General features: G+C 71.6%; 14 protein-coding genes and 1 pseudogene. 7 read left to right on the forward strand and 8 right to left on the reverse strand.

The annotated features are described in order from the left end of the window. The first annotated feature begins 3 nt into the window (after positions 1–3). The gene (locus tag ABZ945_RS07345; protein ID WP_361265347.1) at positions 4–1,281 is read left to right on the forward strand and encodes a haloacid dehalogenase-like hydrolase; all 1,278 of its coding nucleotides are present in this window, start codon (positions 4–6) and stop codon (positions 1,279–1,281) included. A 26-nt stretch (positions 1,282–1,307) separates the two neighbouring features. Here the strand turns inward: ABZ945_RS07345 and ABZ945_RS07350 are convergent, their stop codons facing one another. The 3 genes and pseudogenes from ABZ945_RS07350 to ABZ945_RS07360 all read right to left on the reverse strand — a co-directional run. Next, positions 1,308–1,655: an isomerase gene (locus ABZ945_RS07350; protein WP_361265350.1), complete on the reverse strand. Its 348-nt coding sequence runs from the start codon at positions 1,653–1,655 to the stop codon at positions 1,308–1,310. Between the two features lie 121 nt (positions 1,656–1,776). Continuing rightward, positions 1,777–7,149, reverse strand: a complete 5,373-nt coding sequence (gene pulA / locus ABZ945_RS07355) for a pullulanase-type alpha-1,6-glucosidase (RefSeq protein WP_361265353.1) — start codon at positions 7,147–7,149, stop codon at positions 1,777–1,779. A 79-nt stretch (positions 7,150–7,228) separates the two neighbouring features. Then, positions 7,229–8,614, reverse strand: a pseudogene (locus tag ABZ945_RS07360) (alpha-amylase family protein); the annotation flags it as partial. 654 nt (positions 8,615–9,268) lie between these two features. Between ABZ945_RS07360 and ABZ945_RS07365 the strand changes: the two are divergent. Together ABZ945_RS07365 and ABZ945_RS07370 are read left to right on the forward strand one after the other, a co-directional pair. Then, positions 9,269–9,547 carry a CopG family transcriptional regulator gene (locus ABZ945_RS07365; RefSeq protein ID WP_361265356.1) on the forward strand — a complete coding sequence of 93 codons (279 nt, stop codon included), beginning with the start codon at positions 9,269–9,271 and terminating at the stop codon, positions 9,545–9,547. Next, positions 9,544–9,969, forward strand: coding sequence for a PIN domain-containing protein (locus tag ABZ945_RS07370; protein WP_361265359.1), 426 nt, complete (start codon positions 9,544–9,546; stop codon positions 9,967–9,969). The genes ABZ945_RS07365 and ABZ945_RS07370 overlap by 4 nt, the downstream gene beginning before the upstream one ends. Positions 9,970–10,072: 103 nt before the next feature. On the opposite strand, the gene ABZ945_RS07375 is transcribed toward ABZ945_RS07370, so the two are convergent. The 5 genes from ABZ945_RS07375 to ABZ945_RS07395 all read right to left on the reverse strand — a co-directional run bounded on the left by ABZ945_RS07375 (position 10,073) and on the right by ABZ945_RS07395 (position 16,209). Continuing rightward, positions 10,073–11,068 (reverse strand): LacI family DNA-binding transcriptional regulator, encoded by a 996-nt coding sequence (locus tag ABZ945_RS07375; protein WP_361265977.1) that lies wholly within the window; start codon positions 11,066–11,068, stop codon positions 10,073–10,075. A gap of 77 nt (positions 11,069–11,145) precedes the next feature. Then, positions 11,146–12,804 (reverse strand): glycoside hydrolase family 13 protein, encoded by a 1,659-nt coding sequence (locus ABZ945_RS07380; protein WP_361265363.1) that lies wholly within the window; start codon positions 12,802–12,804, stop codon positions 11,146–11,148. A 124-nt stretch (positions 12,805–12,928) separates the two neighbouring features. Next, complete coding sequence (locus tag ABZ945_RS07385) at positions 12,929–13,726, reverse strand: sugar ABC transporter permease (protein WP_361265980.1); 798 nt, start codon at positions 13,724–13,726, stop codon at positions 12,929–12,931. A gap of 86 nt (positions 13,727–13,812) precedes the next feature. Next, positions 13,813–14,856 carry a sugar ABC transporter permease gene (locus ABZ945_RS07390; RefSeq protein ID WP_361265366.1) on the reverse strand — a complete coding sequence of 348 codons (1,044 nt, stop codon included), beginning with the start codon at positions 14,854–14,856 and terminating at the stop codon, positions 13,813–13,815. 81 nt (positions 14,857–14,937) lie between these two features. After that, on the reverse strand, positions 14,938–16,209 hold the full coding sequence (locus tag ABZ945_RS07395) for an extracellular solute-binding protein (protein ID WP_361265370.1): 1,272 nt from the start codon (positions 16,207–16,209) through the stop codon (positions 14,938–14,940). Between the two features lie 425 nt (positions 16,210–16,634). Between ABZ945_RS07395 and ABZ945_RS07400 the strand changes: the two genes are divergently transcribed. From ABZ945_RS07400 to ABZ945_RS07415, 4 genes are all read left to right on the forward strand, one after another. Next, complete coding sequence (locus tag ABZ945_RS07400; protein ID WP_361265983.1) at positions 16,635–18,359, forward strand: glycoside hydrolase family 13 protein; 1,725 nt, start codon at positions 16,635–16,637, stop codon at positions 18,357–18,359. A gap of 25 nt (positions 18,360–18,384) precedes the next feature. Then, the gene (locus ABZ945_RS07405) at positions 18,385–19,434 is read left to right on the forward strand and encodes a LacI family DNA-binding transcriptional regulator (RefSeq protein WP_361265373.1); all 1,050 of its coding nucleotides are present in this window, start codon (positions 18,385–18,387) and stop codon (positions 19,432–19,434) included. Between the two features lie 120 nt (positions 19,435–19,554). Continuing rightward, positions 19,555–20,469, forward strand: a complete 915-nt coding sequence (locus tag ABZ945_RS07410) for a phosphatase PAP2 family protein (protein ID WP_361265376.1) — start codon at positions 19,555–19,557, stop codon at positions 20,467–20,469. A 321-nt stretch (positions 20,470–20,790) separates the two neighbouring features. Further along, positions 20,791–22,311 (forward strand): alkaline phosphatase D family protein, encoded by a 1,521-nt coding sequence (locus tag ABZ945_RS07415; RefSeq protein WP_361265986.1) that lies wholly within the window; start codon positions 20,791–20,793, stop codon positions 22,309–22,311. Positions 22,312–22,327: the final 16 nt, after the last annotated feature.

A 22,327-nucleotide genomic window follows, 5' to 3' on the forward strand; every position in this document is an offset into this window, starting at 1 on the left:
TCCATGAGACGACACCGCACCACCACCATCCTGGCCCTCCTCCTGGCCGCCGCCGCGACGGTCCTGCCCGGTCCGGCGTCCGCCGGTGCCGCCCCGCCGTCCGGCCCCCGCCCCGCGGCCGGCGCCTGCCCGCGGCTCGACCCCCGCCTCACCTGGTACGGGAGCAACCGCGACCGGCTCCAGGAGCTGATCGACCGCCACGGCCGCTGCGGCACATCGGGGAGGTCCAAGCCGCTGGCGGTCTTCGACTGGGACAACACGGTCGTCAAGAACGACGTCGGCGACGCCACCACCTTCTGGCTGCTGCGCCACGACAAGGTGCTCCAGCCCACCCGCAAGGACTGGCGCACCACCAGCCCGTTCCTCACCCCGGACGCGGCCGCCGCCCTGCGCCGGGCCTGCGGCACCGCCACCCCCGCCGGCCGCCCGCTGCCCACCAGCGGCGACACCCGCTGCGCCGACGAGATCCTCTCCGTCTACAGCGACGGCGCCACCACCGCCGGGGCACCCGCCTTCGCCGGCTACGACCACCGCCGCACCGAGCCGTCGTACGCGTGGGCGGCCCAGCTCCTCTCCGGGCACACCCCCCGGCAGGTCCGCGGCTACGCGGCCGCCGCCCGCGCCGAGAACCTCCGCGCCGCGCCGGGCACCCAGCAGCGGGTCGGCACCCGGAAGGTCACCGGCTGGATCCGCTACTACGACCAGCAGCGCGACCTGATACGGACCCTGCACCGCGCCGGGTTCGACGTATGGATCACCTCCGCCTCCGCCCAGCCCGTCGTACAGGTCTGGGCCCGTGAGGTGGGGATCGGCGCGGACCATGTCATCGGGGTGGAGAACCTGCGCTCCGGCGGGCGGCTCACCCCCCGGCTGCGCGGCTGCGGCGGCGACCCGGAGGCCATCCCGTATATCGACGGCAAGCGCTGCGCCATCAACCGCACCATCCTCGGCGTACCGCCGCACCGCGCCTTCGAACGGCAGCCGGCCGACCGGCGCCAGGTGTTCGCCGCCGGTGACTCCGACACCGACGCCACCTTCCTCCACGACGCCACCGGACTGCGCCTGGTGCTCAACCGCAACAAGGCCGAGCTCATGTGCCGGGCCTACCACAACGGTGACGGCAGGTGGATCGTCAACCCGATGTTCCTGGAGCCCAAGCCCGCCCTGAGCACGCCCTACCCCTGCGCCGAGCGCGCCCGCGTCAACCCCGACGGCTCCCTGGGCCCGGTCCTGGACGACCGCGGGGCGGTGATCCCCGACCAGAAGGACACCGTGTTCTGAGGGCCCCCGGAAGGGGCGGCGGGCGATCAGTTCTGGCGGTAGGAGGGGTCGAGGTCGCGGACCTCGGCGGAGATGTGCACCGGCGGCAGACCGGGCTTGAGGAAGTCGGCGGTGAGGGCGACGGCCGCCTCGGCGAGGGCGGCCTTGGCCTCCTCGGTGCGGCCGGCGACCAGCGCGACGGTGATGTGGATCAGGGGCTCCTCGGCCCCGCCGTCGGCGATGACCGTCTGCTCGCTGCGGCGGGTGCGGGTCTTGCAGGCGGGCAGCCGCGCGCCGGCGGTCTCCACGACCACGGGGTGCAGGGCGAGCGCGTAGCCCCGGCGGTCGAAGTCCTCCTCCAGGGTGGCGGAGTAGTCGACGGTGATCTGCGGCATGGTGGTTCTCCCGGAACTCGTACAGGGGGTGTCGCGCTCGGGAAACGATACGGGGGTGCGGGAGGCGGTCACCCGTCTCCCGCACCCCCCGTATCCGGCGTATCCGGCGTATCCGGTGCGGTCAGCGGGCGAAGACCGCCACCGAGCGGGCCGGGACGGTGAACGCCCCGGTGTCCGGGCGGTAGTCGGCGGCCTTGACCACCGGGTCGGCGCCGGCCGCCTGGACCGGGTGGAGGGCGTAGCCCTTGTCCGCGAGGGCGGGAGCGGTCTGGGTCTGCCGGTCCGGGGTGGCGTTGAAGACCACGACCAGGTCGCCCAGGGCCATGGTGATCACCCCGGGGGTCTCGTCCTTGCCGGAGAGCGGGAAGGACAGCGCGGACTGGACGCGGTCGGCGGTGGGCTGGCTGAAGGCCTTCTCGGTGGTGCGGATGGTGAGCAGGTCCCGGTACGCGGCCGAGGTGGCGTTGATCTCGGGGCAGCCGGCCCTGAGGTTGGGCGAGGCGAGCAGCGGACGCGCGTACGCCCACTTGTCCTTGTTGTCGGCGGCCGGCGGCAGTCCGCGGCCGAAGCCGTTGCCGGCCCGGCAGTCCCAGTTCAGTACGTTGAACCAGTCGCCGGAGTCGTAGGAGTTGCGGTCCAGCGACTTGGAGCGCAGCAGGTCGCTGCCGGCGTGCGAGAGGGCCGGGCCCTGGGAGAGGGCGGCGGTGGCCATGGCGAGCACCTGCATCCTGGCCCGGTCCGCCGGGGCGGTGGCCGCCGGCAGCTTGAAGGCGAGCGCGTCGTACAGGGTCTCGTTGTCATGGGCGTCCGCGTAGGCGAGGGCGTCGCCGGGGGCGGCCGCGTAGCCGGCGGGGGCGCCGTTGTAGTCGACCTGGGAGCCCTTGACCGTACGCCCGGAGGTGTCGGTGAAGGTGTAGTCGGCCAGGTTGCCGGTCAGCCCGACCTTGATCAGGTCCTGGTAGTGCAGCAGGCGGGCGCGCTGCTCGGCGGGGGTGCCGTTGGCGGTGGAGGTGTTGGGGTCGGTGAACAGGCCGGAGGCGAAGCCCTGGACGCCGGGGTCGGCGTCGAAGGGACCGCCGCCGCGTACCGCGTCCCGGGCCCGGTCGGAGAAGGTCGCGACCCCGGTGCCGGCCATGTTCTTCTGGGTGGCCTGCACGAACCGGGCGTCGTCGGCGACCTCGCCGAAGTTCCACCCCTCGCCATAGAGGACGATTTTCCGCCCGTCTACGCCGTCACGAGCCGGAGTGAGGGCGTCCAGGGCCTTGCGGACGGCGAGGATGTTGGCCTTGGGGTGGTGCCCCATCAGGTCGAAGCGGAAGCCGTCGACCTTGTACTCCCTGGCCCAGGTGACCACCGAGTCCACCACCAGTTTGCCCATCATGGTGTGCTCGGGCGCGGTGTTGGCGCAGCAGGTGGAGGTGGCGACGGTGCCGTCCTCCAGCAGCCGGTGGTAGTAGCCGGGCACGATCCGGTCCAGCACCGACTTCTCGTCCTGCCCGGAGGCGACGGTGTGGTTGTAGACCACGTCCATCACGGTGCGCAGCCCGCTGTCGTTGAGCGACTTCACCATCCGGCGGAACTCGACGGTCCGGGCGGTGCCGTTCGGGTCGGAGGCGTAGGAGCCCTCGGGGACGGTGTAGTGCAGTGGGTCGTAGCCCCAGTTGAAGCCGTCCTTGGCGGCGGCCTTGGAGGTGCATTCCTGCTGACGCTCGGAGTCGGCGGGGAGGGTGGTGAGGTCGCAGTCGGGGGTGGTCTGGTCGGACTTCCTCTCCGGGATGGTGCCGATGTCGAAGGCGGGGAGGAGGTGGACATAGGAGGTGCCGGCGGCGGCGAGCTTGCGCAGATGCTTCATCCCGTCGGACGCCGTGTCCGTGAAGGCGAGATAGCCGCCGGGGTGCCGGGAGGTCCGGTCGTTGATCGAGAAGTCGCGGACGTGGAGTTCCTGGATCTGGGCGTCCCGGAGGGGGACGGCGGTGGGCTTGCGCAGGGACTTCCAGCCGCGGGGGGCGAGGGCCGGGTCGGCGAGGTCGGTGACCAGGCTGCGGGCCGAGTCGGTGGTGAGGGCGGTGGCGTACGGGTCGGTGACCGCGTTGGTGACGGTCTTGCCCGCGCTCGGCGCGTACACCGTGACCAGGTAGCGGTACGGCTTGTTCCGCCAGCTCGCCGGGCCGGTGGCCGACCAGGTGCCGGTGGCGTCGTCGCGGCGCATCGGCAGCCGGCGGCCGTCGAGCTCCAGGGCGACGGTCTGGGCGGTGGGAGCCCAGACGGAGAGGGTGGGGCGACCGCCGGCCGAGAAGACCGGGCCGAGGGCGGCCTTGGCGGCCCGCCCTCCGTACACGGAGTCGAGTACGCCGGGGAGCTGGACGCCGGTGGCGGCGAGCAGTGCCCCGTTGGTACCCCACTGGGCGGCGACGACCTGGCCGCGCAGCGCCTCACGCACCCGGGAGCGGTCGCGCGGGTCGATGGTGAAGGCGGGCAGGTCCTTGAGGTGTGGGAAGCGGGCCTTCTGGGCGTCGGTCAGGGTGCCCGGGGTGAGCCGGAGCCGCCGGCCCTCGCCGGTGAGGGCGCCGCGTTCGACGGCGAGGCCGCCGTCCTTGGCGTACACCAGGGCGAGCCCGGTGCCGGGGGTGGCCTTCGCCTTCCAGACGACCGTGTCGGCGTCGATCCACTGCGCCGCCGCCTTGGTCAGGTCGAAGACCGGGGCGGCCCCGGAGGTGGGGAGGAGGTAGCCGGTGTCGCCGGTGAGCAGCCACACCTCCTTGCCATGGGTGCCGAAGTCCAGGGAGCGGTCGGCCGGGATGTCCTTCTCGTCGCCCTTGTGGACGATGTACGAGAGCGAGGTCGCGCCCGGGGCGAGCGGCACCTCGAAGGTGGCGCCGAAGGCGTCGGTGCGGACCGGCTGGAGGGGCTTGGCCCAGTCGGTGGGTGTGGCGGCACCGGTCCAGGTGTGCAGGCCCCAGCCCTCGTACTTCCCGTCGGGGCGGTGGTAGTGGATGACGGCCTTGCTCGGGTCCTGCGGCGGGTAGGCGCCGTCGGGGGCGGTGTTCCGCTGCCCGTCCTCGCCCTGCCTGATCCACACCTCGCCGGTGGCGGCCAGATCGATGGTCCGCTGCGGCCCGTCGCTGGTGGAGCCCTTGACCACGGTGTACGGGACGCTCCCCGCGCCCTCGTCCACCTTGACCCAGGCGAACGCCCCATAGGCGTCCCGCCCGCTGAAGGGGACGGTCGCGCTCCCCGTCCTCACCTCCCAGCCGTTGTAGTCGCCGTCCGGCCGCTGGTAGTGGACGATCGCGTACTCCCGCTCCACCGCGCTCGGCGGGGCGGGGGTGACCGGCGCCCCCGCGGTGGTGGCGGCCAGGGCGCTGGCGGTGCGGCCCCTGCTGTCCACCACGACCGCCTTGTAGCGGACCGGGGTCCCGGCGGCGGTGGTCCTGGCCAGGGTGTGGGTGACCTTGTACGGGGCGTGGTCGGCGCTGCCGAGGACCTGCCAGGGCTCGTTGCCGGTCTGCGCGGCGAAGACGACCCGGTTGAGGCGGCCGCCGGTGACCTGGGCGTTCAGCTCGACGGTGCCGGTGGCCCCGGCGGCGGGCGCGGTCAGCTCGATCGCGGGCCGGGTGGCCGGGTCGGCGATCGGGCGGGCGGCCTTGAGGACGAGGGAGGAGAGGGCGGGGACGGTGACCGTGAGCGTGGCGCCCTGGGAGCGGACGGTGCCCTGGCCCCCGTACAGCGTAGAGAAGGCGGTGTCCGGCGAGTCCGTCGCCAGTTCCACCGTCTTCGCCGCCCGGGCGTTGTTGACCGCGACGACATACTCGGTCTTCGCCCGGGGATCGATGCGCGAGAAGGCGTAGACGCCCTGGCCCTGGTCGGCGTGGCGCTCGGTGCGTACCCCGTCGCGGAGGGCCGGGTGGGCCTTGGTCAGCTTCGACAGCTCGGCGAGGGAGCGGTAGAGCGGGTGGCGGGTGTCGTAGGCGTCGGCGGCATGGGTGCGGTCGGTGCCGAGCTGGTCGTCGTCCAGGTAGTCGGCGGTCTTGGAGGCGAACAGGGTCTGCCGGGCGTCCTTGTCGCCGCCGGCGCCGGTGAAGCCCTGCTCGTCGCCGTAGTAGACGACCGGGTTGCCCCGGCTGAGGAACATCAGCTCGTTGGCCAGCCGGTAGCGGTCCAGCAGTTCGGCGTCGTCGGCTGTGGCGTTGTCCTGCTTCAGGAAGGTGCCGAAGCGGCCCATGTCGTGGTTGCCCAGGAAGGGCACCGACTCATAGGCGTTGGCCTTGTCGGTGGTGTAGCGGTAGTCCTGGGCGAAGAGGGCCGACAGCTTCGCCGCCGAACCGCCTTGGGAGGCGTAGGAGCGGGCCGCGTCCTGGAAGGGGAAGTCCAGGGTGGCGTCCAGACGGCCCTGGGTGACATAGGGGGCGGTGACGGCCGGGTCGGACGAGTAGACCTCACCGAACATGAAGAAGTCGTCCTTGCCGCGCTTGGCGGCGTAGGCGTCGAGGGCGGTGGCCCACTGGGTCCAGAACTCGGTGTTGACGTGCTTCACGGTGTCGATCCGGAAGCCGTCGATGCCGAAGTCGCGCACCCAGCGCTGGTAGATCCGCTCCATACCGGCCACGACCTCGGGCCGCTCGGTCCACAGGTCGTCCAGCCCGGCGAAGTCGCCATGGGTGGAGGACTCACCGGCGAAGGTGGAGTCGCCCCGGTTGTGGTACATCGCCGGGTCGTTGAGCCAGCCCGGGACCTTCGCCTTCTTCTTGCCCTCGGGGACGACCGGCGTACGGGGAAAGGTCCCCTTCCCCGTCTTCGGGAACGGGCGCCCCCCATCCGCGTACTCCGCGTCGTCAAACGGCTTCCCGTCCCTGCTCAGATACGGAAAGGCCCCCTTCGACAGATAGCCGTAGCTCTTCTCCTCGTAGTCGATGACATCGGCGGTGTGGTTGGTGATGACGTCGAAGAAGACCTTCATGCCCTTGTCATGGGCCTTGTCGACCAGCCGCTCCAGATCGGCGTTGGTGCCGAAGTGCGGGTCGACCTGGGTGAAGTCGGTGATCCAGTACCCGTGATAGCCGGCCGAGGCGTCCTTCCCTTCCCCCTGCACCGGCTGGTTCTTGAAGATCGGCGCCATCCAGATGGCGGTGGTGCCGAGCCCCTTGATGTAGTCCAGCTTCTCGGTCAGGCCCTTGAGGTCACCGCCCTGGTAGAAACCCTTGTCGGAGGGGTCGTAACCCGTCCTGAGCCGTGAACCGGTGAGTCCGCCGCGGTCGTTGGCCCGGTCCCCGTTGGCGAAGCGGTCCGGCAGGACGAAGTAGAACTGCTCGCGGGTCAGATCGTGCCGGGCGGGCTCGGCGGCGAGCCGGGCGTCCGAGGGCGGGGCGGGCGGCCGGGGCGCGGCGGTGGCCGGCAGCGCCGGGACGAGGGCCGCGGCGGTGGCGGCGGCGAGGGCGGCGACCGCGGTACGCGGGGTACGGGCCCGGGGCCTGGGCCGGGGATGGAGCCGATTCACAACGGGTCTCCTGGTCTGGCGGGGTGCGGGAGGCCCCGCGCCGCACCGCTTGGGGTGGGCGCGGGGCAGGGTGTCAACTGGTGCAGTTGCGGGCGCCGGTGTGCAGGGCGAGGGCGGTGCCGCCGCCGAGGGTGGCGGTGAACTTGCCGCCGCCGTCGACGGTGACGGAACGGCCGCTCTGCACATCGCAGTACGTGCCGGCGGGCAGCGCGGTCTGGAAGGTGCGGTTCAGCTGGCCGGTCTCGTGGTTGATGGCCACGTAGGCCTTGCTGCCCCGCCCGAAGGCGATGGCGTCGCCGCCGTTGTCCCACCAGTGGGTGACGGCCTGGCCGCGGGCGGTGTTGCGGAAGGCGACCATGGAGGAGATCTCCCGCCAGGCGTGCTGGCACTTCCAGCCGTCGCTGTAGCAGGCGTTGACCTGGCCGCCGTTGGGCGGACCGGCGTCCTTGTCGTTCCACTCGTAGCCGGAGTGGACGTCCGGGGAGCCGTAGGGCCAGGCCAGCATGAAGACATTGGCCAGGGTGTAGGCGGAGCCGTTCTTGTAGGTGAGGGTGTCGCCCTGGCGCTCGGTGTCGTGGTTGTCCACGAAGACCCCCGACTTGCCGGACGCCATATACCCCCACCCCTCCCCGTAGTTCTTTAGATAGGCGAGGTTCTCGCTCTGGAACACCCGCTTCAGGTCCCGTGCGTAGCGGAACTCCTGGACGTCGCCGTTGCCCAGGTATTCGCTCGGGGAGACCGCCTCCCCGTCGCCGAAGATCGCCTCCTGCTTCCAGTAGGCGCTCGGGTTGGTCAGCTTGGCCTTGATGGCGGCCAGGTCGGCGGCCGGCATGTGCTTGGCGGCGTCGATGCGGAAGCCGTCCACGCCGAGGGTGAGCAGGTCGTTCATATACGCGGCGATCCGGCCGCGCACATACTCCTCGCCGGTGTCCAGATCGGCCAGCTCGACCAGCTCGCAGAACTGGACGTTGACCCGGTCCTGGTAGTTGCTGATGGTGGCGCGGCAGTCGTCCATGTCGAAGCCCGAGTAGATGCCCGGGTAGTCGTACTTGCTGTACGAGGAGCCGCCGGTGCCGGTGCCGCTGCCGGCCGACATGTGGTTGATGACGGTGTCCACGACGACCTTCACGCCGGCGGCGTGGCAGGTGTTGACCATCGACTGGAAGGCGGCGCGGTCACCGAGCCGGCCGGCGATCTTGTAGCTGACCGGCTGGTACGAGGTCCACCACTGGGGGCCCTGGATGTGCTCCTGGGGCGGTGAGACCTGGACGTAGCCGTAACCGGCCGGGCCCAGCGTGTCCTTGCACGCCTTGGCCACCGAGTTGAACTTCCACTCGAAGAGCACGGCGGTGACGTCCTTGGTGCCCGGCGCGGCGGCCCGGGCGGGTGCCGCCGCGGGGGTGGCGACGGTGAGCGCGGCTCCGGCGGTGAGGGCGAGCGCGGCGGCCAGGGCTCTGGCTGGCAGCGTCTTTGCGGCCATGGTGCCTCCTGGGGACAGGGAGGTGCGGATGCGGGTGCAGCCTCGTGCGGCAACGCGCCATGCCCGCAAGGCCGGGGTGGTACTGGAGGGCCGTCACTGCATCCTCTTGCTGCAAGAAGTCAGCAACGGTTTTCGGACGTGACCGTACGAGGCCCCGGCGGGCCGGTCAAGGCTTTGGACACGCTTGGTTTACCCGTGGGAAACATCCACATCACGACCCGGCGACGATCCTCGCCCACCTCCTGCAAGCTCTTTCGCAAGCCGTTTCATGAATGCTACGGTCCTCCCGACTCCGGTCCGGCCGACCGGAGAGCCGGGCCTGCCCGGCTCCACGCGCCCGACCGGCCGGGCCGGTCGTCACCGGGAGTGCCCGAGGCCGCGCACGACCCCGCCCCGGCCCAACCCACGGGCCAGGCCCCGGGCCCTCCCCGCGGACGGCCCCAACCCTCCGCACACCCCGCCGGCCCCGGCCCTCCCCGCACAGGAGGGCCGGGGCCGGCGGCATGAGTGGGCGAGGGGGTGCAGGCGGGTCAAGCACGCAAGTGGCGTGAGCGGTCGACCGAGACGGTTACCCGAGGGCGGGATCCGTCAGAAGCGGGGTGAGGTATGGCTTCCCACCCGGCGAGTATGGTGGCAAGTATGGCAACGAAGAAGGTGACCATCACCATCCCCGAGGATCTTCTGGACGAGATCCGCGCCGATGCTGCCGAGCGCGGCTTGTCCGCCTATGTCGCCGAGGCCCTGCGCTACAAGCGGGACCGGGACCGGCTGGTCGAGCTGGTCGACTGGCTGCAAGAGGAGCACGGCCCGGTGACCGACGAGGAGCACGCGGCGGCCCTGGCCGAGTTGCAGGACCTCGACGCCGAACACGAGCGGCGCCGGGGCGGAGCCGGGCGCGATGCGGGCGAGGCGGCGTGAAGGAGCGCACGGGCGGCCTCGGGCAGCGGGCGCTGCGCGTCTTCGTCTTCGACTGCGAGGCCCTCTCCCTCGCCGTGCGCGGCGACCGGTCGATAATCGCCTTGCTCGACCTCGCCGCCCGTGGGGAGGCGGATGTGGTGACCTCTCCTCTGACGCTCGTGGAAGCGTACGACGGCAGAACCACGGAGCGGCGCTGGGACTGGGTGCTCTCCCGGCTCCAGGTCGCCGAGATCGGCAGAGAGGAGGCCCGAGAGGCCCGTCGGCTGCTGGCGGAGACAGGTCTGCACGGTCACAAGTACGCGATCGACGCCGTACTCGCCATGGTCGCGCGTCGGCAACGGGGGCAGGTCACCGTCTTCACCTCGGACGTGGACGACCTGGAGAAGCTGGTGCCACGGTCGGTGGTCGTCAGAGAGGTATGAGTCCGCGACATGCGGCTCATACGCTGAGCCCGTGGCCAGAGGCCTAGCACTACGTGCCGGACGGTCGAGCGGGTGCTAGGGCCAGCCGCTCCCGTCCGTGCGATCAGGCCCCCGGCCGCGCCGTCGAGCCGCGTACCACCAGCTCGGGTTGGAAGACGAACTCGGTGCGCTGGACCGGGTTGCCCTGGATCTCCTCCAACAGGGCGTTGACGGCGGCGGTGGCCATGGCGTGGACGGGTTGGCGGATGGTGGTGAGGGGTGGGTCGGTGAAGGCGATGAGGGGGGAGTCGTCGAAGCCGACCACGGAGAGGCCGGAGGGGACGTCCAGGCCGCGGGTGCGGGCGGCGCGGATGGCGCCGAGGGCCATCAGGTCGCTGGCGCAGACGATGCCCGTGCAGCCCCGGTCCAGGAGGACGGAGGCGGCGGCGTGGCCGCCCTCGACTCCGTAGAGGGTGGAGTGGGTCCAGTCCTCCGCCTGTTCGGGGGGCAGGTTCAGGAACTCTTCGAGGGCCTGGGTGAAGCCTTCGGCCTTGCGGCGGGAGGGGACGTGGCGGGTGGGGCCGATGGCCAGGCCGATGCGCTGGTGACCGAGTTCGACGAGGTGGTGGACGGCCATCCGGGCGGCGGCGCGGTCGTCGGGGGAGACGAAGTGTGCGTCGATGCGCTCGTTGAAGCCGTTGATCAGGACGTACGGGACACCGCGGGCGGTGAGGCCGGCGTAGCGGGCCGGGTCGGCGGCGGAGTCGGCGTGCAGTCCGGAGAGGAAGACGATGCCGGTGACACCCCGCTCCTCCAGTTGCTCCACCAGTTCGTCCTCGGTGGCGCCGCCGGGCATCTGGGTGCAGAGCACCGGGGTGTAGCCGTGGCCGGCCAGGACCTGCTCGATGACCTGGGCGAAGGCCGGGAAGATCGGGTTGGTCAGTTCGGGGATGACCAGGCCGACGAGGCCGGCGCTGCGGCGGCGGAGGCGGGTCGGGCGTTCGTAGCCGAGGACGTCCAGCGCGGCGAGGACGCGGTGGCGGGTCGAACCGGCCACCCCGGCCTTGCCGTTGAGCACTCGGCTGACGGTGGCCTCGCTGACCCCGGCCTGGACGGCGATGTCCGCGAGCCGCGGGGCGTCCCCTCCTCGGTCGCCCCGCGGCTCGGGCCGCGCGTCGCCGCGCGGCGGGGAGAGGGTCACACCGCCCACCAGGCGGTGGTGTCGGCGGGGAGGGTGACCATGCCGTCGGCCACGGTGACCTCGGCGCTGGAGAGCAGCAGGCGGCCGGGGGCGGGGAGGCGGACGGGGGCGCCGGTGGTGTTGGCGGTGCAGGTGAAGCCGGGGCGGCGGGTGAAGGCGAGCACGCCGTGGGGGGCCGACTGGAGCCATTCGATGGACTCGCCGGCGCCCAGGGCGGGGTGGGTGCGGCGGATGGTGAGGGCTGAGCGGTAGAGCTCCAGGGTGGAGGCGGGGTCGCCGGTCTGGGACTCGATGCTGAGGGGGCCCCAGGTGGCGGGCTGCGGGAGCCAGGAGCCGCCGGTGCCGAAGCCGTAGGAGGGGCCGGACGCGGTCCAGGGGATGGGGACGCGGCAGCCGTCGCGGTAGCCGTCCTGGCCGGTGGCGCGGAAGAAGGACGGGTCCTGGCGGACCTCGTCGGGCAGGTCGGTGACGTCCGGCAGGCCCAGTTCCTCGCCCTGGTAGACGTAGGCGGAGCCGGGCAGGGCGAGCATCAGGAGGCTCGCGGCGCGGGCGCGGCGGAGGCCCAGGGCACGGTCGCCGGGGGTACGGAGCTGGGTGCCGAGGCCGGGCGGGTTGGCGAACCGGGTGGCGTGCCGGGTGACATCGTGGTTGGAGAGCACCCAGGTGGTGGGCGCGCCGACCGGGCGCATCGCGGCGAGCGAGGCGTCGATGACGGTACGGAGTTCGGCGGCGTCCCAATGGGTGCCCAGGTACTGGAAGTTGAACGCCTGGTGCATCTCGTCGGGGCGGACGTAGTTCGCGGTGCGCTCGACGGTGGGGGTCCAGGCCTCGGCCACCAGGATGCGGTCCCCGTCGTACTCGGTGAGGACCTGGTTCCAGGAGCGGTAGATCTCGTGCACGCCGTCCTGGTCGAAGAAGGGCATGACGTCGTTGCCGAGCAGCTTGAGCTGGTCGTGGGAGCCGATGTCGGGCAGCCCCTCGGCCTTGACCAGGCCGTGCGCCACGTCCACCCGGAAGCCGTCGACGCCCATGTCGAGCCAGAAGCGCAGGATGGAGCGGAACTCGTCCCGTACCGCCGGGTGCTCCCAGTTGAAGTCGGGCTGCTCGGGGGCGAAGAGGTGCAGATACCACTCGCCGTCGGCGGTACGGGTCCAGGCGGGGCCGCCGAAGATGGACTCCCAGTCGTTGGGGGGCAGTTCGCCGTCCGGTCCCTTTCCGGGGCGGAAGTGGTAGCGCTCGCGGAGAGGGGAGCCGGGACCTTCCTTCAGGGCGCGCTGGAACCACTCGTGGCGGTCCGAGGAGTGGTTGGGGACGAGGTCGACGATGACCCTCAGGTCCAGGGCGTGGGCCTCGCGGATGAGGGCGTCGGCGTCCAGCAGGGTGCCGAACATCGGGTCGATGGCCCGGTAGTCGGCGACGTCGTAGCCGGCGTCGGCCTGCGGGGAGGCGTAGAAGGGGCTGAGCCAGACGGCGTCCACGCCCAGGTCCCTCAGGTACGGCAGCCGGCTGCGGATGCCCTCCAGGTCGCCCATGCCGTCGCCGTTGCCGTCGGCGAAGCTGCGCGGGTACACCTGGTAGATCACCGCGTCTCTCCACCAGCCCGTGTGCGTGCCGGTGGTCGGGGCGGCGGGGGCGGCGGCGAGGTGCTGGGTCATGTCATCCCTGGAGGTAGAGGGGGAGGCGGGGCCCCGGCGGGCGGGCGGGGCGACTGGATGCGCGAGGGGCGGGGAGGGCGGTACGAGAACGGGGGCGGTGGCCCGTCCTCGTACCCCCTCGGTGTCAGCCCTTGACGGCGCCGGCGGACATGCCGGTCACCAGGTGGCGCTGGGCGAAGAGGAAGACGAGCGCGGCGGGGATGGCGATGAGCACCGAGGCGGCGGTCATCGGGCCCCACTGGGCGCCGTACTGGTTGACGAACTTCTGGAGTCCTCCGGCGAGGGTGAGGTTCTCGTCGCCGACCATGAAGGCGGAGGCGTAGGCGACCTCGCCCCAGGCGGTGATGAAGGAGTAGAAGGCGGTCACCGCGATACCGGGCTTGGCCAGCGGCAGGATCAGCCGCCAGAAGGTGCCGAACGGGGTGAGGCCGTCGACCTGCCCGGACTCGTCGATCTCGGCCGGGATGGTGTCGAAGAAGCCCTTCATCATCCAGGCGCAGAACGGCACCGCGATGGTGAGGTAGGTGATGACCAGGCCGGCGGCCTGGTTGAGCAGGCCGATGGCCGCCATGATGTTGTAGATCGGCACGATCAGGACGGCGACCGGGAACATCTGGGTGATCAGCAGCGTCCACATCAGCCCGCGCTTGCCGGGGAAGCGGAAGCGGCTGACCGCGTAGCCGGTGGTGGCGGCCACGAACACACCCACCACGGTGGTCAGTCCGGCGATCAGCAGCGAGTTGCCGAACCAGGTGAGGAACGGGGTGTCCCGCAGCAGGTCGGTGTAGTTCTCGAAGGTCGTCTCGCGGAAGAAGTCCGTGGTGGTGGCGTACTTCGCGGGCTTGAGCGAGGTCAGCAGCACCCAGAGGACGGGGAAGACCGCGACGACCGAGGCGATGATCAGGCCGGCGTGCAGGCCAATGGAGGCGAGCGGGGAGCGCTGCCCCCGGCGGCGGGTCTTGACCTCGGGGGTACGGCGGTGGGTCCTGGCGGTGTCGGTCGCGGTGGTCACCAGACTTCTCCCTGCTTGCGGAGGACTCGCCGGTAGACCGCGGCGAAGAGCATCAGCAGCACCAGGATCAGCACACCCCAGGTGGAGGACTGCGCAAAGTCGCGCGGGCTGATCTCGAAGCTGAACTTGTACGCCTGGGTAACCAGGATCTGGGTCGCCTCGCCGGGTCCGCCGCGGGTCAGCAGGAAGATCACCGGGAACATGTTGAAGGTCCAGATGGTGGAGAGCAGCACCACCGTGGTGGAGACCGAACGCAGCCCCGGCATCGTGATGTTGCGGAACCGCTGCCAGGCGTTGGCGCCGTCCATCTCGGCGGCCTCGTACAACTCGCCGGGGATGGACTGCAACCCGCCGAGCAGGGCGACCATCATGAAGGGGACGCCCAGCCAGACGTTGACCGCGATGACCGAGAGCTTGGCCATGGTCGGGTCGTTGAGCCAGGGCACCGCGTCGATGCCGCCGCCGGCCAGCACCTGGTTGAGCAGGCCGCGCCGCTCGTCGTAGAGGAAGCGCCAGGCGAAGACCGAGACAAAGCCGGGCACCGCCCAGGGCAGGATGATGAGCATCCGGTACGCGGAGCGGCCGGCCATCTTCCGGTTGAGCATGTTGGCCAGGGTGAGGCCGAGCACGAAGGTGACCGAGACGCAGGCGACCGTCCACACCAGGGTCCAGCCCAGGGTGTCGAAGAACTGCGAACTGCTCAGCGCCGTCTTGTAGTTCTCCAGGCCGACGAACTCGTAGGTGGCCGGGATCTCGTTGACCCCGATGGAGCGCGCCACGTTCCGCTCGGTGGCGTCGGTGAGCGAGAGGTAGATCCCGCGCACCAGCGGATAGCCGATGATCACGCCGATCACGACCACCACCGGGGCGACCATCGCCCAGGCGTACCAGTGGGTGGCCAGGGAGCGCTTCGCCCTGCCTCCGGAGCCCTTCGGTCCGCCCTTGGGTCCACTCTTGGACCTGCCAGCACGGCGGGCGGGGCCGCGGGTGTCGCCACCCGCGGCCTCAGCCACCGACTGGCTGGGGGTGTCCACAGCCATCAGCCGGTCAACCTTCCTTGAGTCGCGAAGTCGCGAGGTCACGAAGTCGCGTCCGGTCCCGAACGGGTCCGGTGCCGTCCGTTACTTCCAGCCCTTGAGGAGCTTGCGGTACTCCTCGCCGGTGGCCTTGGCGCCCTGCTCGGGGCTGGTCTGGCCGGTGAGGACCTTGGTGTACTCGGTCACCAGCGGGGCGAACAGGGAGCCGCCCTCCGGGATCCAGGGGCGCTCGACGGACTTCTCGACGACCGGCTTGAAGAAGCCGATGATCTGGTTCTTCGCCACGTCCGGCTTGATGTAGACCGACTGGCGGGTGGGCAGCAGGCTCAGCTCGGTGGCGACCTTGGCCTGGGACTCCGCCGAGGTCATGTACTCGGTGAAGGCGTAGGAGGCGGCGAGGTTCTTGGAACCGGCGTAGACGGCGAGGTTGTGGCCGCCCTGCGGGGCGCCCTGGGCGGCGGAGCCGGCCGGGACGGGGGCGATGCCCAGGTTGGCCTTGTCGGCGAACTCGGCCCCGGCGTAGGTGTCGGTGACCGCCCAGGGGCCGTTGATCATCATGGCGACCTTGCCGTCCTTGAAGGCGGCCTGCATGTTGTCCCAGCCGTTGGTCGCGTCGGTGATCGCGGCCTTGGAGTCGACCAGGTCCTTGACGGTCTGCATGGCCTTGACGCCGGCCGGGTTGTCGACGGTGACCGTCTTCTTCTCCGCGTCGACCATGTCGCCGCCCTCGCCGTAGAGGAAGGAGAGGAACCAGTAGGCGTCGTCGCCGCGCAGGTAGAGGCCGGTCTTGCCGGTCTTCTTCTTGATGGTGGCGGCGGTGGTCTTCAGCTGGTCGATGGTCTCGGGGACGTCGACGCCGGCCTCCTTGAAGATCTTCTTGTTGTAGAAGATGCCCATGGAGTCGATGACCTGCGGCACGGCGTAGGTCTTGCCGTTGTACTGGGTGGAGGCGGCGGCCTGCTTCAGGAAGTCGTCCTGGTTCTTCAGCGCGGCCGTCTTGTCCAGCGGGGCGAGGTAGCCGAGGTCGGCGAACTCGGGAGTCCAGGCCACCTCGGAGCGGATCACGTCGGGGGCGCCGGAGCCGGACTGGGCGGCGTTCTTGAACTTGTTCTGCGCCTCGCCGAAGGGCACGTTCACATACTTGACCGTGACCTTGGGGTGCTTCTTGGTGAAGTCCTCGGCGAGCTTCTTGAAGACCTTGTCCTCGCTGCCGACGGTGGAGGTGTCCCACCAGGTCACCGTGCCGCTGAGCTCGCCGTTGGCGTCGCCGCCCCCGGAGCCGCTGTCGCCGCCGCACGCCGTCGCCGTCAGGCCCAGGGCCGCGACCAGCGCGGTGGCCGCTATGCCACGCCGCATGTGCACTCCTCATCAGGTGTCCCCGGGGGCGAGGCGGATCAGCGGATCACAGGCCTCCATGCGATCCGCTCCTTCGCGGCGCGCCGGGTTGCCAGGAACGTAACAGGGATGAAAACGCGCCGAAAGGCCTTGCGGCAATTTTCTGCAAGGCCGACCGATCGTTACGTCCGCGTGTCCCGAAGGTTGCCGACGTATCGCTTGACAGGGTGGGGCGACGGGGCCCGGGCGGGTGCCATGGCGACTGCAAGTCCTTTCAGTTCCTCTTGCAGAGCCGTTGCAGCGGAGCCCCGGGCTCGTTGGACCGTGCGACACCCCCCGACCATCGAGAGGGACCCTCCATGGCCGCACACGAGCTGACCTCGCCCGTACGGGAACTGCCCGAGCCGGAGCCCCCGCGGGAACTTCCCGACCCGGAGGACCTCCGTATGACCGACCACCGGCCCGGGCCCGAGGCCGACTGGTGGCGGTGGGCGGTGATCTACCAGGTGTACGTGCGCTCCTTCGCGGACGGCGACGGCGACGGGATCGGCGACCTGCGCGGCGCCCGCGAGCGGCTGGGGCATCTGGCCGCCCTGGGCGCGGACGCCGTCTGGCTCACCCCGTTCTACGCCTCCCCGCAGGCCGACGGCGGCTATGACGTGGCCGACTACCGGGCGGTGGACCCGCTCTTCGGCGACCTGGACGACGCCGCCGCCCTGGTGCGGGAGGCCCACACCCTGGGCCTGAAGGTGATCGTGGACGTGGTCCCCAACCACACCTCCGAGCTGCACCCCTGGTTCACCGCCGCGCTGGCCGGCGACCCGGCCGCCCGCGCCCGGTACCTCTTCCGCCCCGGCCAGGGCCCGGACGGCGCGCTGCCGCCCAACGACTGGGAGTCGGTCTTCGGCGGCCCGGCCTGGACCCGTACCGCCGGCGGCGACTGGTATCTGCACCTGTTCGCCCCCGAACAGCCCGATCTGGACTGGGAGAACGAGGAGGTGCGGGCCGAGTTCGCCTCGGTGCTGCGGTTCTGGCTGGACCTGGGCGTGGACGGCTTCCGGATCGACGTGGCGCACGGCATGGTCAAGGCGCCCGGGCTGCCCGACATCGGCCACCGCGAGCAGGTCCGGCTGATCGGCGCCCAGCAGCTGCCGTTCTTCGACCAGGACGGGGTGCACGAGATCCACCGCGGCTGGCGGACGCTGCTCGACTCCTATACGGCCGAGCACGGCGGCCCGGCCCGGATCGGGGTCGCCGAAGCGTGGGCGCCCAACGCCGAACGGCTCTCCCTCTACGTACGCCCGGACGAGCTGCACCAGGCGTTCAACTTCGCCTTCCTCCAGACCCCGTGGGACGCGGCCGCGCTGCGCCGGGTGATCGACGACTCGCTGCGGGCCACCACCGCGGTGGGCGCCCCCACCACCTGGGTGCTCTCCAACCACGACGTGGTCCGGCACACCAGCCGCTACGGGACCGGGGCGGCCGGGCTGCGGCGGGCCCGGGCGGCGGCGCTGCTGATGCTGGCGCTGCCCGGCTCCGCGTACCTCTACCAGGGGGAGGAGCTGGGGCTGCCGGAGGTGGCGGACCTCCCCGACGAGGTGCGCCAGGACCCGGCGTTCCGCCGCCGCAGCGGCCAGGGAGAGGGGCAGGACGGTCAGGACGGGCTGCGCGACGGGTGCCGGGTGCCGATCCCCTGGACGCGGACCGGTCCCTCGTACGGCTTCGGGCCGGGCGGCAGCTGGCTTCCGCAGCCCGCGGAGTGGGGCGCCCTGTCGGTGGCGGCGCAGAGCGGTGAGGCGGACTCCACCCTGGAGCTGTACCGCTCCGCGCTGGCGCTGCGCCGGGCCCATCCGGCGCTCGGCGCGGGCGAGGGGCTGGACTGGCTGCCGGCCCCGGACGGGGTGCTGGCCTTCCGCCGCACCGCCACCGACAGCACGGACGACGGCGAACTGGTCTGCACGGTCAATCTGACGGACCGCCCGGTGGAGGTGCCCGCGCCCGGCGGCCGGCCGCTGCTGGGCAGCGTCCCCGGCGCGGCGGCCCCGGCGGACGCGGAGGGCACGGCCATGGTCCCGGCGCCGGCGCCCGAGGGCGGCACCGGGGCCGCGGCGGGCGGACCGGCCGGGACGGTGGTGCTGGCCCCCGAGTCCGCCGTCTGGTGGGCAAGCTGACGTGGGGCCGGTACAGTCGCATCCCATGACCGCGCGGCTAGCCGACATCGCAGCCCAGGCGGGAGTCAGCGAAGCCACTGTCAGCCGCGTGCTCAACGGCAAACCCGGTGTGGCCGCGGCCACCCGCCAGTCCGTGCTTGCCGCGCTGGACGTGCTGGGCTATGAACGCCCGGTACGGCTGCGCCAGCGCAGCGCGGGACTGGTCGGGCTGATAATCCCGGAGCTGGACAACCCGATCTTCCCCGCCCTGGCCCAGGTGATCGGGCAGGGCCTGACCCGGCAGGGCTACACCCCCGTGCTGGCCACCCAGACCCCGGGCGGCTCCACCGAGGACGAGCTGACCGAAATGCTGGTCGAGCGGGGCGTGGCCGGGATCATCTTCGTCTCCGGGCTGCACGCGGACACCACCGCCGACACCCAGCGCTACGACCAGCTGCGCGGCCAGGGCGTTCCGTATGTGCTGATCAACGGCTACTCGCCGAAGGTGGAGGCCACCTTCGTCTCCCCCGACGACCGGGCCGCGATGCAGCTGGCCGTCACCCACCTCGCCGCCCTCGGCCACACCCGGATCGGTCTGGCGGTCGGGCCGAAGCGGTTCGTGCCGGTGCTCCGCAAGATCGAGGGCTTCCGGCTCGGGATGCAGGCCCGGCTGGGCCTCGGCCCCGACGAGTGCGAGGAGCTGGTGCAGCACTCCCTGTACTCCCTGGAGGGCGGGCAGGCCGCGGCGGGCGCGCTGATCGAACGCGGCTGCACCGCGGTGGTGTGCGCCAGCGACATGATGGCGCTCGGCGCGATCCGGGCCGCCCGGCAGCGCGGGCTGACCGTGCCGGGGGACGTCTCGGTGGTCGGCTTCGACGACTCCCCGCTCATAGCGTTCACCGACCCGCCGCTGACCACCATCCGCCAGCCGGTGCAGGCGATGGGCCAGGCCGCGGTGCGGGCGCTGCTGGAGGAGATCGGCGGCACCCCGGCCCCGCCGAGCGAGTTCGTCTTCATGCCGGAGCTGGTGGTACGCGGCTCCACCGCGGCCGGCCCGCACGGGCAGCGCTCGGCGAACGGCCAGGGCCGGGAGTAGCCCCTTCCCGGGGAGCCCGGGGAGTCCGGGTCGGTGTAGTACCCAGGGGGGACGGGGGCGGGAAGAGAACCGACTGACGGATGATCGACCCATCCCACTCGTCTGGCAGACTCTTGCCCCATGGGTGAAGCGACGGTGACGACACGGGAGGGCCGCGAGGCTCCGGGAGCGAAGGCTCCGGCAGCAGGGGCGGAACCTTCCGTGACCGCACCGGACGCCCCCCTGGGCCCCGGCCTCGAAGACGGGCGCGGCGGCCGGCGGCGGTGGCGTACCCCACGCCGGCCCCGGATCTGGTTCGAGATCCTGCTGATCGCGATCAGCTACTGGACGTACTCGCTGATCCGCAACGCGGTGCCCGAGCAGAAGGCGCAGGCGCTGCGCAACGCCGACTGGATCTGGCACGCCGAGCAGAGCGTCGGGCTCGCCTTCGAGAAGACCGTCAACCACGCCGTGGACTCCGTGACGTGGCTGATCGTGGGGATGAACTACTACTACGCCACCCTGCACTTCATCGTCACCATCGGGGTGCTGGTGTGGCTGTACCGCTGGCACCCGGGGCGGTACGCGGCCACCCGGCTGGTGCTGTTCTCCACCACCGGGATCGCCCTGCTCGGCTACTACCTGTACCCGCTGGCCCCGCCGCGCCTGATGACCAGCGAGAAGTTCATCGACACCGTGCTGGTCCACCACACCTGGGGCTCGATGGCCTCGGGGAACCTGAAGAACATGTCCAACCAGTACGCGGCCATGCCGTCGATGCACATCGGCTGGTCGCTGTGGTGCGGGCTGACCATCTTCGCGCTGGCGCGGGCCCCCTGGGCCAAGATCCTCGGGCTGCTCTACCCGACGGCCACCCTGGTGGTCATCGTCGCCACCGCCAACCACTTCTGGCTGGACGCGGTCGGCGGGATGATCTGCCTGGCCTTCGGCTACACCCTGGCGTACGTCTGGTACGGGCGGCTGCCGCACCGGCTGGACCGCCAGGTGCCCGCCGCCCCGGCCCTGCTGTCCGGCCCGCGGCCCCAGCGCGTCTGAGCCCGGCTCTCGCAGGGGGGAACCTTCCGGCACGGTGCCGGTAAGGCCGAATTCACCGGCTTCTCGGTACCCGTATGCCATCGGTGGCATGTTCATGTTGTGCTTGGCCGCTACTCGGCGGCCGGACGCGCTCCCGAAGGCCCCTTGTCACCAACTCCTCCGACGCTACTGGCGGTTCGTCCCCCAGCAGCCAGGAGGATCCCGATGGCCGGACGTCTCGGCCCCCGGCTCGACAGCCCGCTCGCCGCCGACGCGCACGGCGGCCCGCTCGTCACCCGGCGCAGAGCGATCGGCTTCGCCGGCGTCGGAGTGGGCGCGCTGATGCTCGGCACCGGCGAATGGAGCTCCGGCACCGCCCACGCCAGATCCGCCACGTCCATCCGCCTGCCCTCCGACCCCTTCACCCTGGGTATCGCCTCCGGCGACCCCCGCGGGGACGGCGTGGTCCTGTGGACCCGGCTCGCCCCCAAGCCGCTGGACCCGGACGGGCGCGGCGGTATGCCGCCGGTCCCGGTGAAGGTCGAGTACGAGATCGCCACCGACGAGCGCTTCCGCAGGCTGGTCCGCCGGGGCACCGTGACCGCCACCCCGGAGCTGGCGCACTCCGTCCACCCCGAGATCAGCGGGCTGCTGCCGGACCGGGTGTACTTCTACCGCTTCCGGGCCGGCGGCCACCTCTCCCCCACCGGCCGCACCCGCACCACCCCGCTGCCCGGGGCCGACCCGCGCGAGCTGACCTTCGCCTTCGCCTCCTGCCAGGCCTGGCAGGACGGGTTCTACACCGCGTACGAGCACATGGCGGCCGAGGACCTCGACCTGGTGGTCCACCTCGGCGACTACCTCTACGAGTACGGGGTGAAGACCAACAAGCGGGGTGTGACCACCGACCCCTCGCTGCACACCGAGACCACCGATCTGGCCCGCTACCGGCTCCAGTACGGCCTCTACAAGAGCGAGGCCCCGCTGCGCCAGGCGCACGCCAACTTCCCGTGGATCATGACCTTCGACGACCACGAGGTGGAGAACAACTGGGCCGGCGACATCCCGGAGAAGGGCCAGGACCCCGGCCCCTTCCGGGTCCGCCGGGCCGCCGCCTTCCAGGCCCTGTACGAGCACGCGCCGCTGCGCCGCCCGCAGCTGCCCCAGGGGCCGGACGTGCGGATGTACCGCCGGCTGCCCTACGGCCGGCTCGCCGACTTCACCATGCTGGACACCCGGCAGTACCGGGACGACCAGGCCTGCGGGGACACGGTGACCGCGAACTGCCCCGAGCGCTTCGACCCCCAGCGCACCCTGCTGGGCGCCGCCCAGCGCGACTGGGTGCTCAAGGGCTTCCGGCGCTCCCCGGCCCGCTGGCAGGTGCTGGGCAACCAGGCACCGCTGGGCCAGACCGACCAGGACCCCGGGCCGGGCACCTCGGTGTGGACCGACCCCTGGGACGGCTATGTCGCCGAGCGGAACCGGCTGCTCGCCGAGGCCGACGCCACCGGGGTGCGCAACCTGGTGGTGATCACCGGCGACCGGCACCAGAACTACGCCTGGGACCTCAAGCGGGACTACGCGGACCCGGACGCGCCCACCGTCGGCGCCGAGTTCGTCGGCACCTCCGTCACCAGCGGCGGCGACGGCGCCGACCTGACCGAGGAGGGCCGGAAGTTCCTGGCCGCCAACCCGCATATGAAGTTCTTCAACGGCCAGCGCGGCTATGTCCGGGTCCATGTGGACCGGCGGCGCTGGCGCACCGACTTCCGGGTGGTCCCCTACGTCACCCGCCCCGGCGCCCCGGTGAGCACCCGGGCGAGCGTGGTGGTCGAGGACGGGGTACCGGGGGTCCAGGTCTGAGGGTGCCGCCCGTGCC

The sequence above is a fragment of the Streptomyces sp. NPDC046887 genome (assembly GCF_040644755.1).
GTDB lineage: Bacteria > Actinomycetota > Actinomycetes > Streptomycetales > Streptomycetaceae > Streptomyces > Streptomyces lichenis.

Excerpts from the sequence above, each read along its gene's own strand:
- ABZ945_RS07345 (WP_361265347.1), top strand. The coding sequence starts at position 4 with ATGAGACGACACCGCACCACCACCATCCTGGCCCTCCTCCTGGCCGCC.
- ABZ945_RS07350 (WP_361265350.1), bottom strand. The coding sequence starts at position 1,655 with ATGCCGCAGATCACCGTCGACTACTCCGCCACCCTGGAGGAGGACTTC.
- ABZ945_RS07365 (WP_361265356.1), top strand. The coding sequence starts at position 9,269 with ATGGCAACGAAGAAGGTGACCATCACCATCCCCGAGGATCTTCTGGAC.
- ABZ945_RS07380 (WP_361265363.1), bottom strand. The coding sequence starts at position 12,804 with ATGACCCAGCACCTCGCCGCCGCCCCCGCCGCCCCGACCACCGGCACG.
- ABZ945_RS07390 (WP_361265366.1), bottom strand. The coding sequence starts at position 14,856 with ATGGCTGTGGACACCCCCAGCCAGTCGGTGGCTGAGGCCGCGGGTGGC.
- ABZ945_RS07395 (WP_361265370.1), bottom strand. The coding sequence starts at position 16,209 with ATGCGGCGTGGCATAGCGGCCACCGCGCTGGTCGCGGCCCTGGGCCTG.
- ABZ945_RS07400 (WP_361265983.1), top strand. The coding sequence starts at position 16,635 with ATGACCGACCACCGGCCCGGGCCCGAGGCCGACTGGTGGCGGTGGGCG.
- ABZ945_RS07405 (WP_361265373.1), top strand. The coding sequence starts at position 18,385 with ATGACCGCGCGGCTAGCCGACATCGCAGCCCAGGCGGGAGTCAGCGAA.
- ABZ945_RS07410 (WP_361265376.1), top strand. The coding sequence starts at position 19,555 with ATGGGTGAAGCGACGGTGACGACACGGGAGGGCCGCGAGGCTCCGGGA.
- ABZ945_RS07415 (WP_361265986.1), top strand. The coding sequence starts at position 20,791 with ATGCTCGGCACCGGCGAATGGAGCTCCGGCACCGCCCACGCCAGATCC.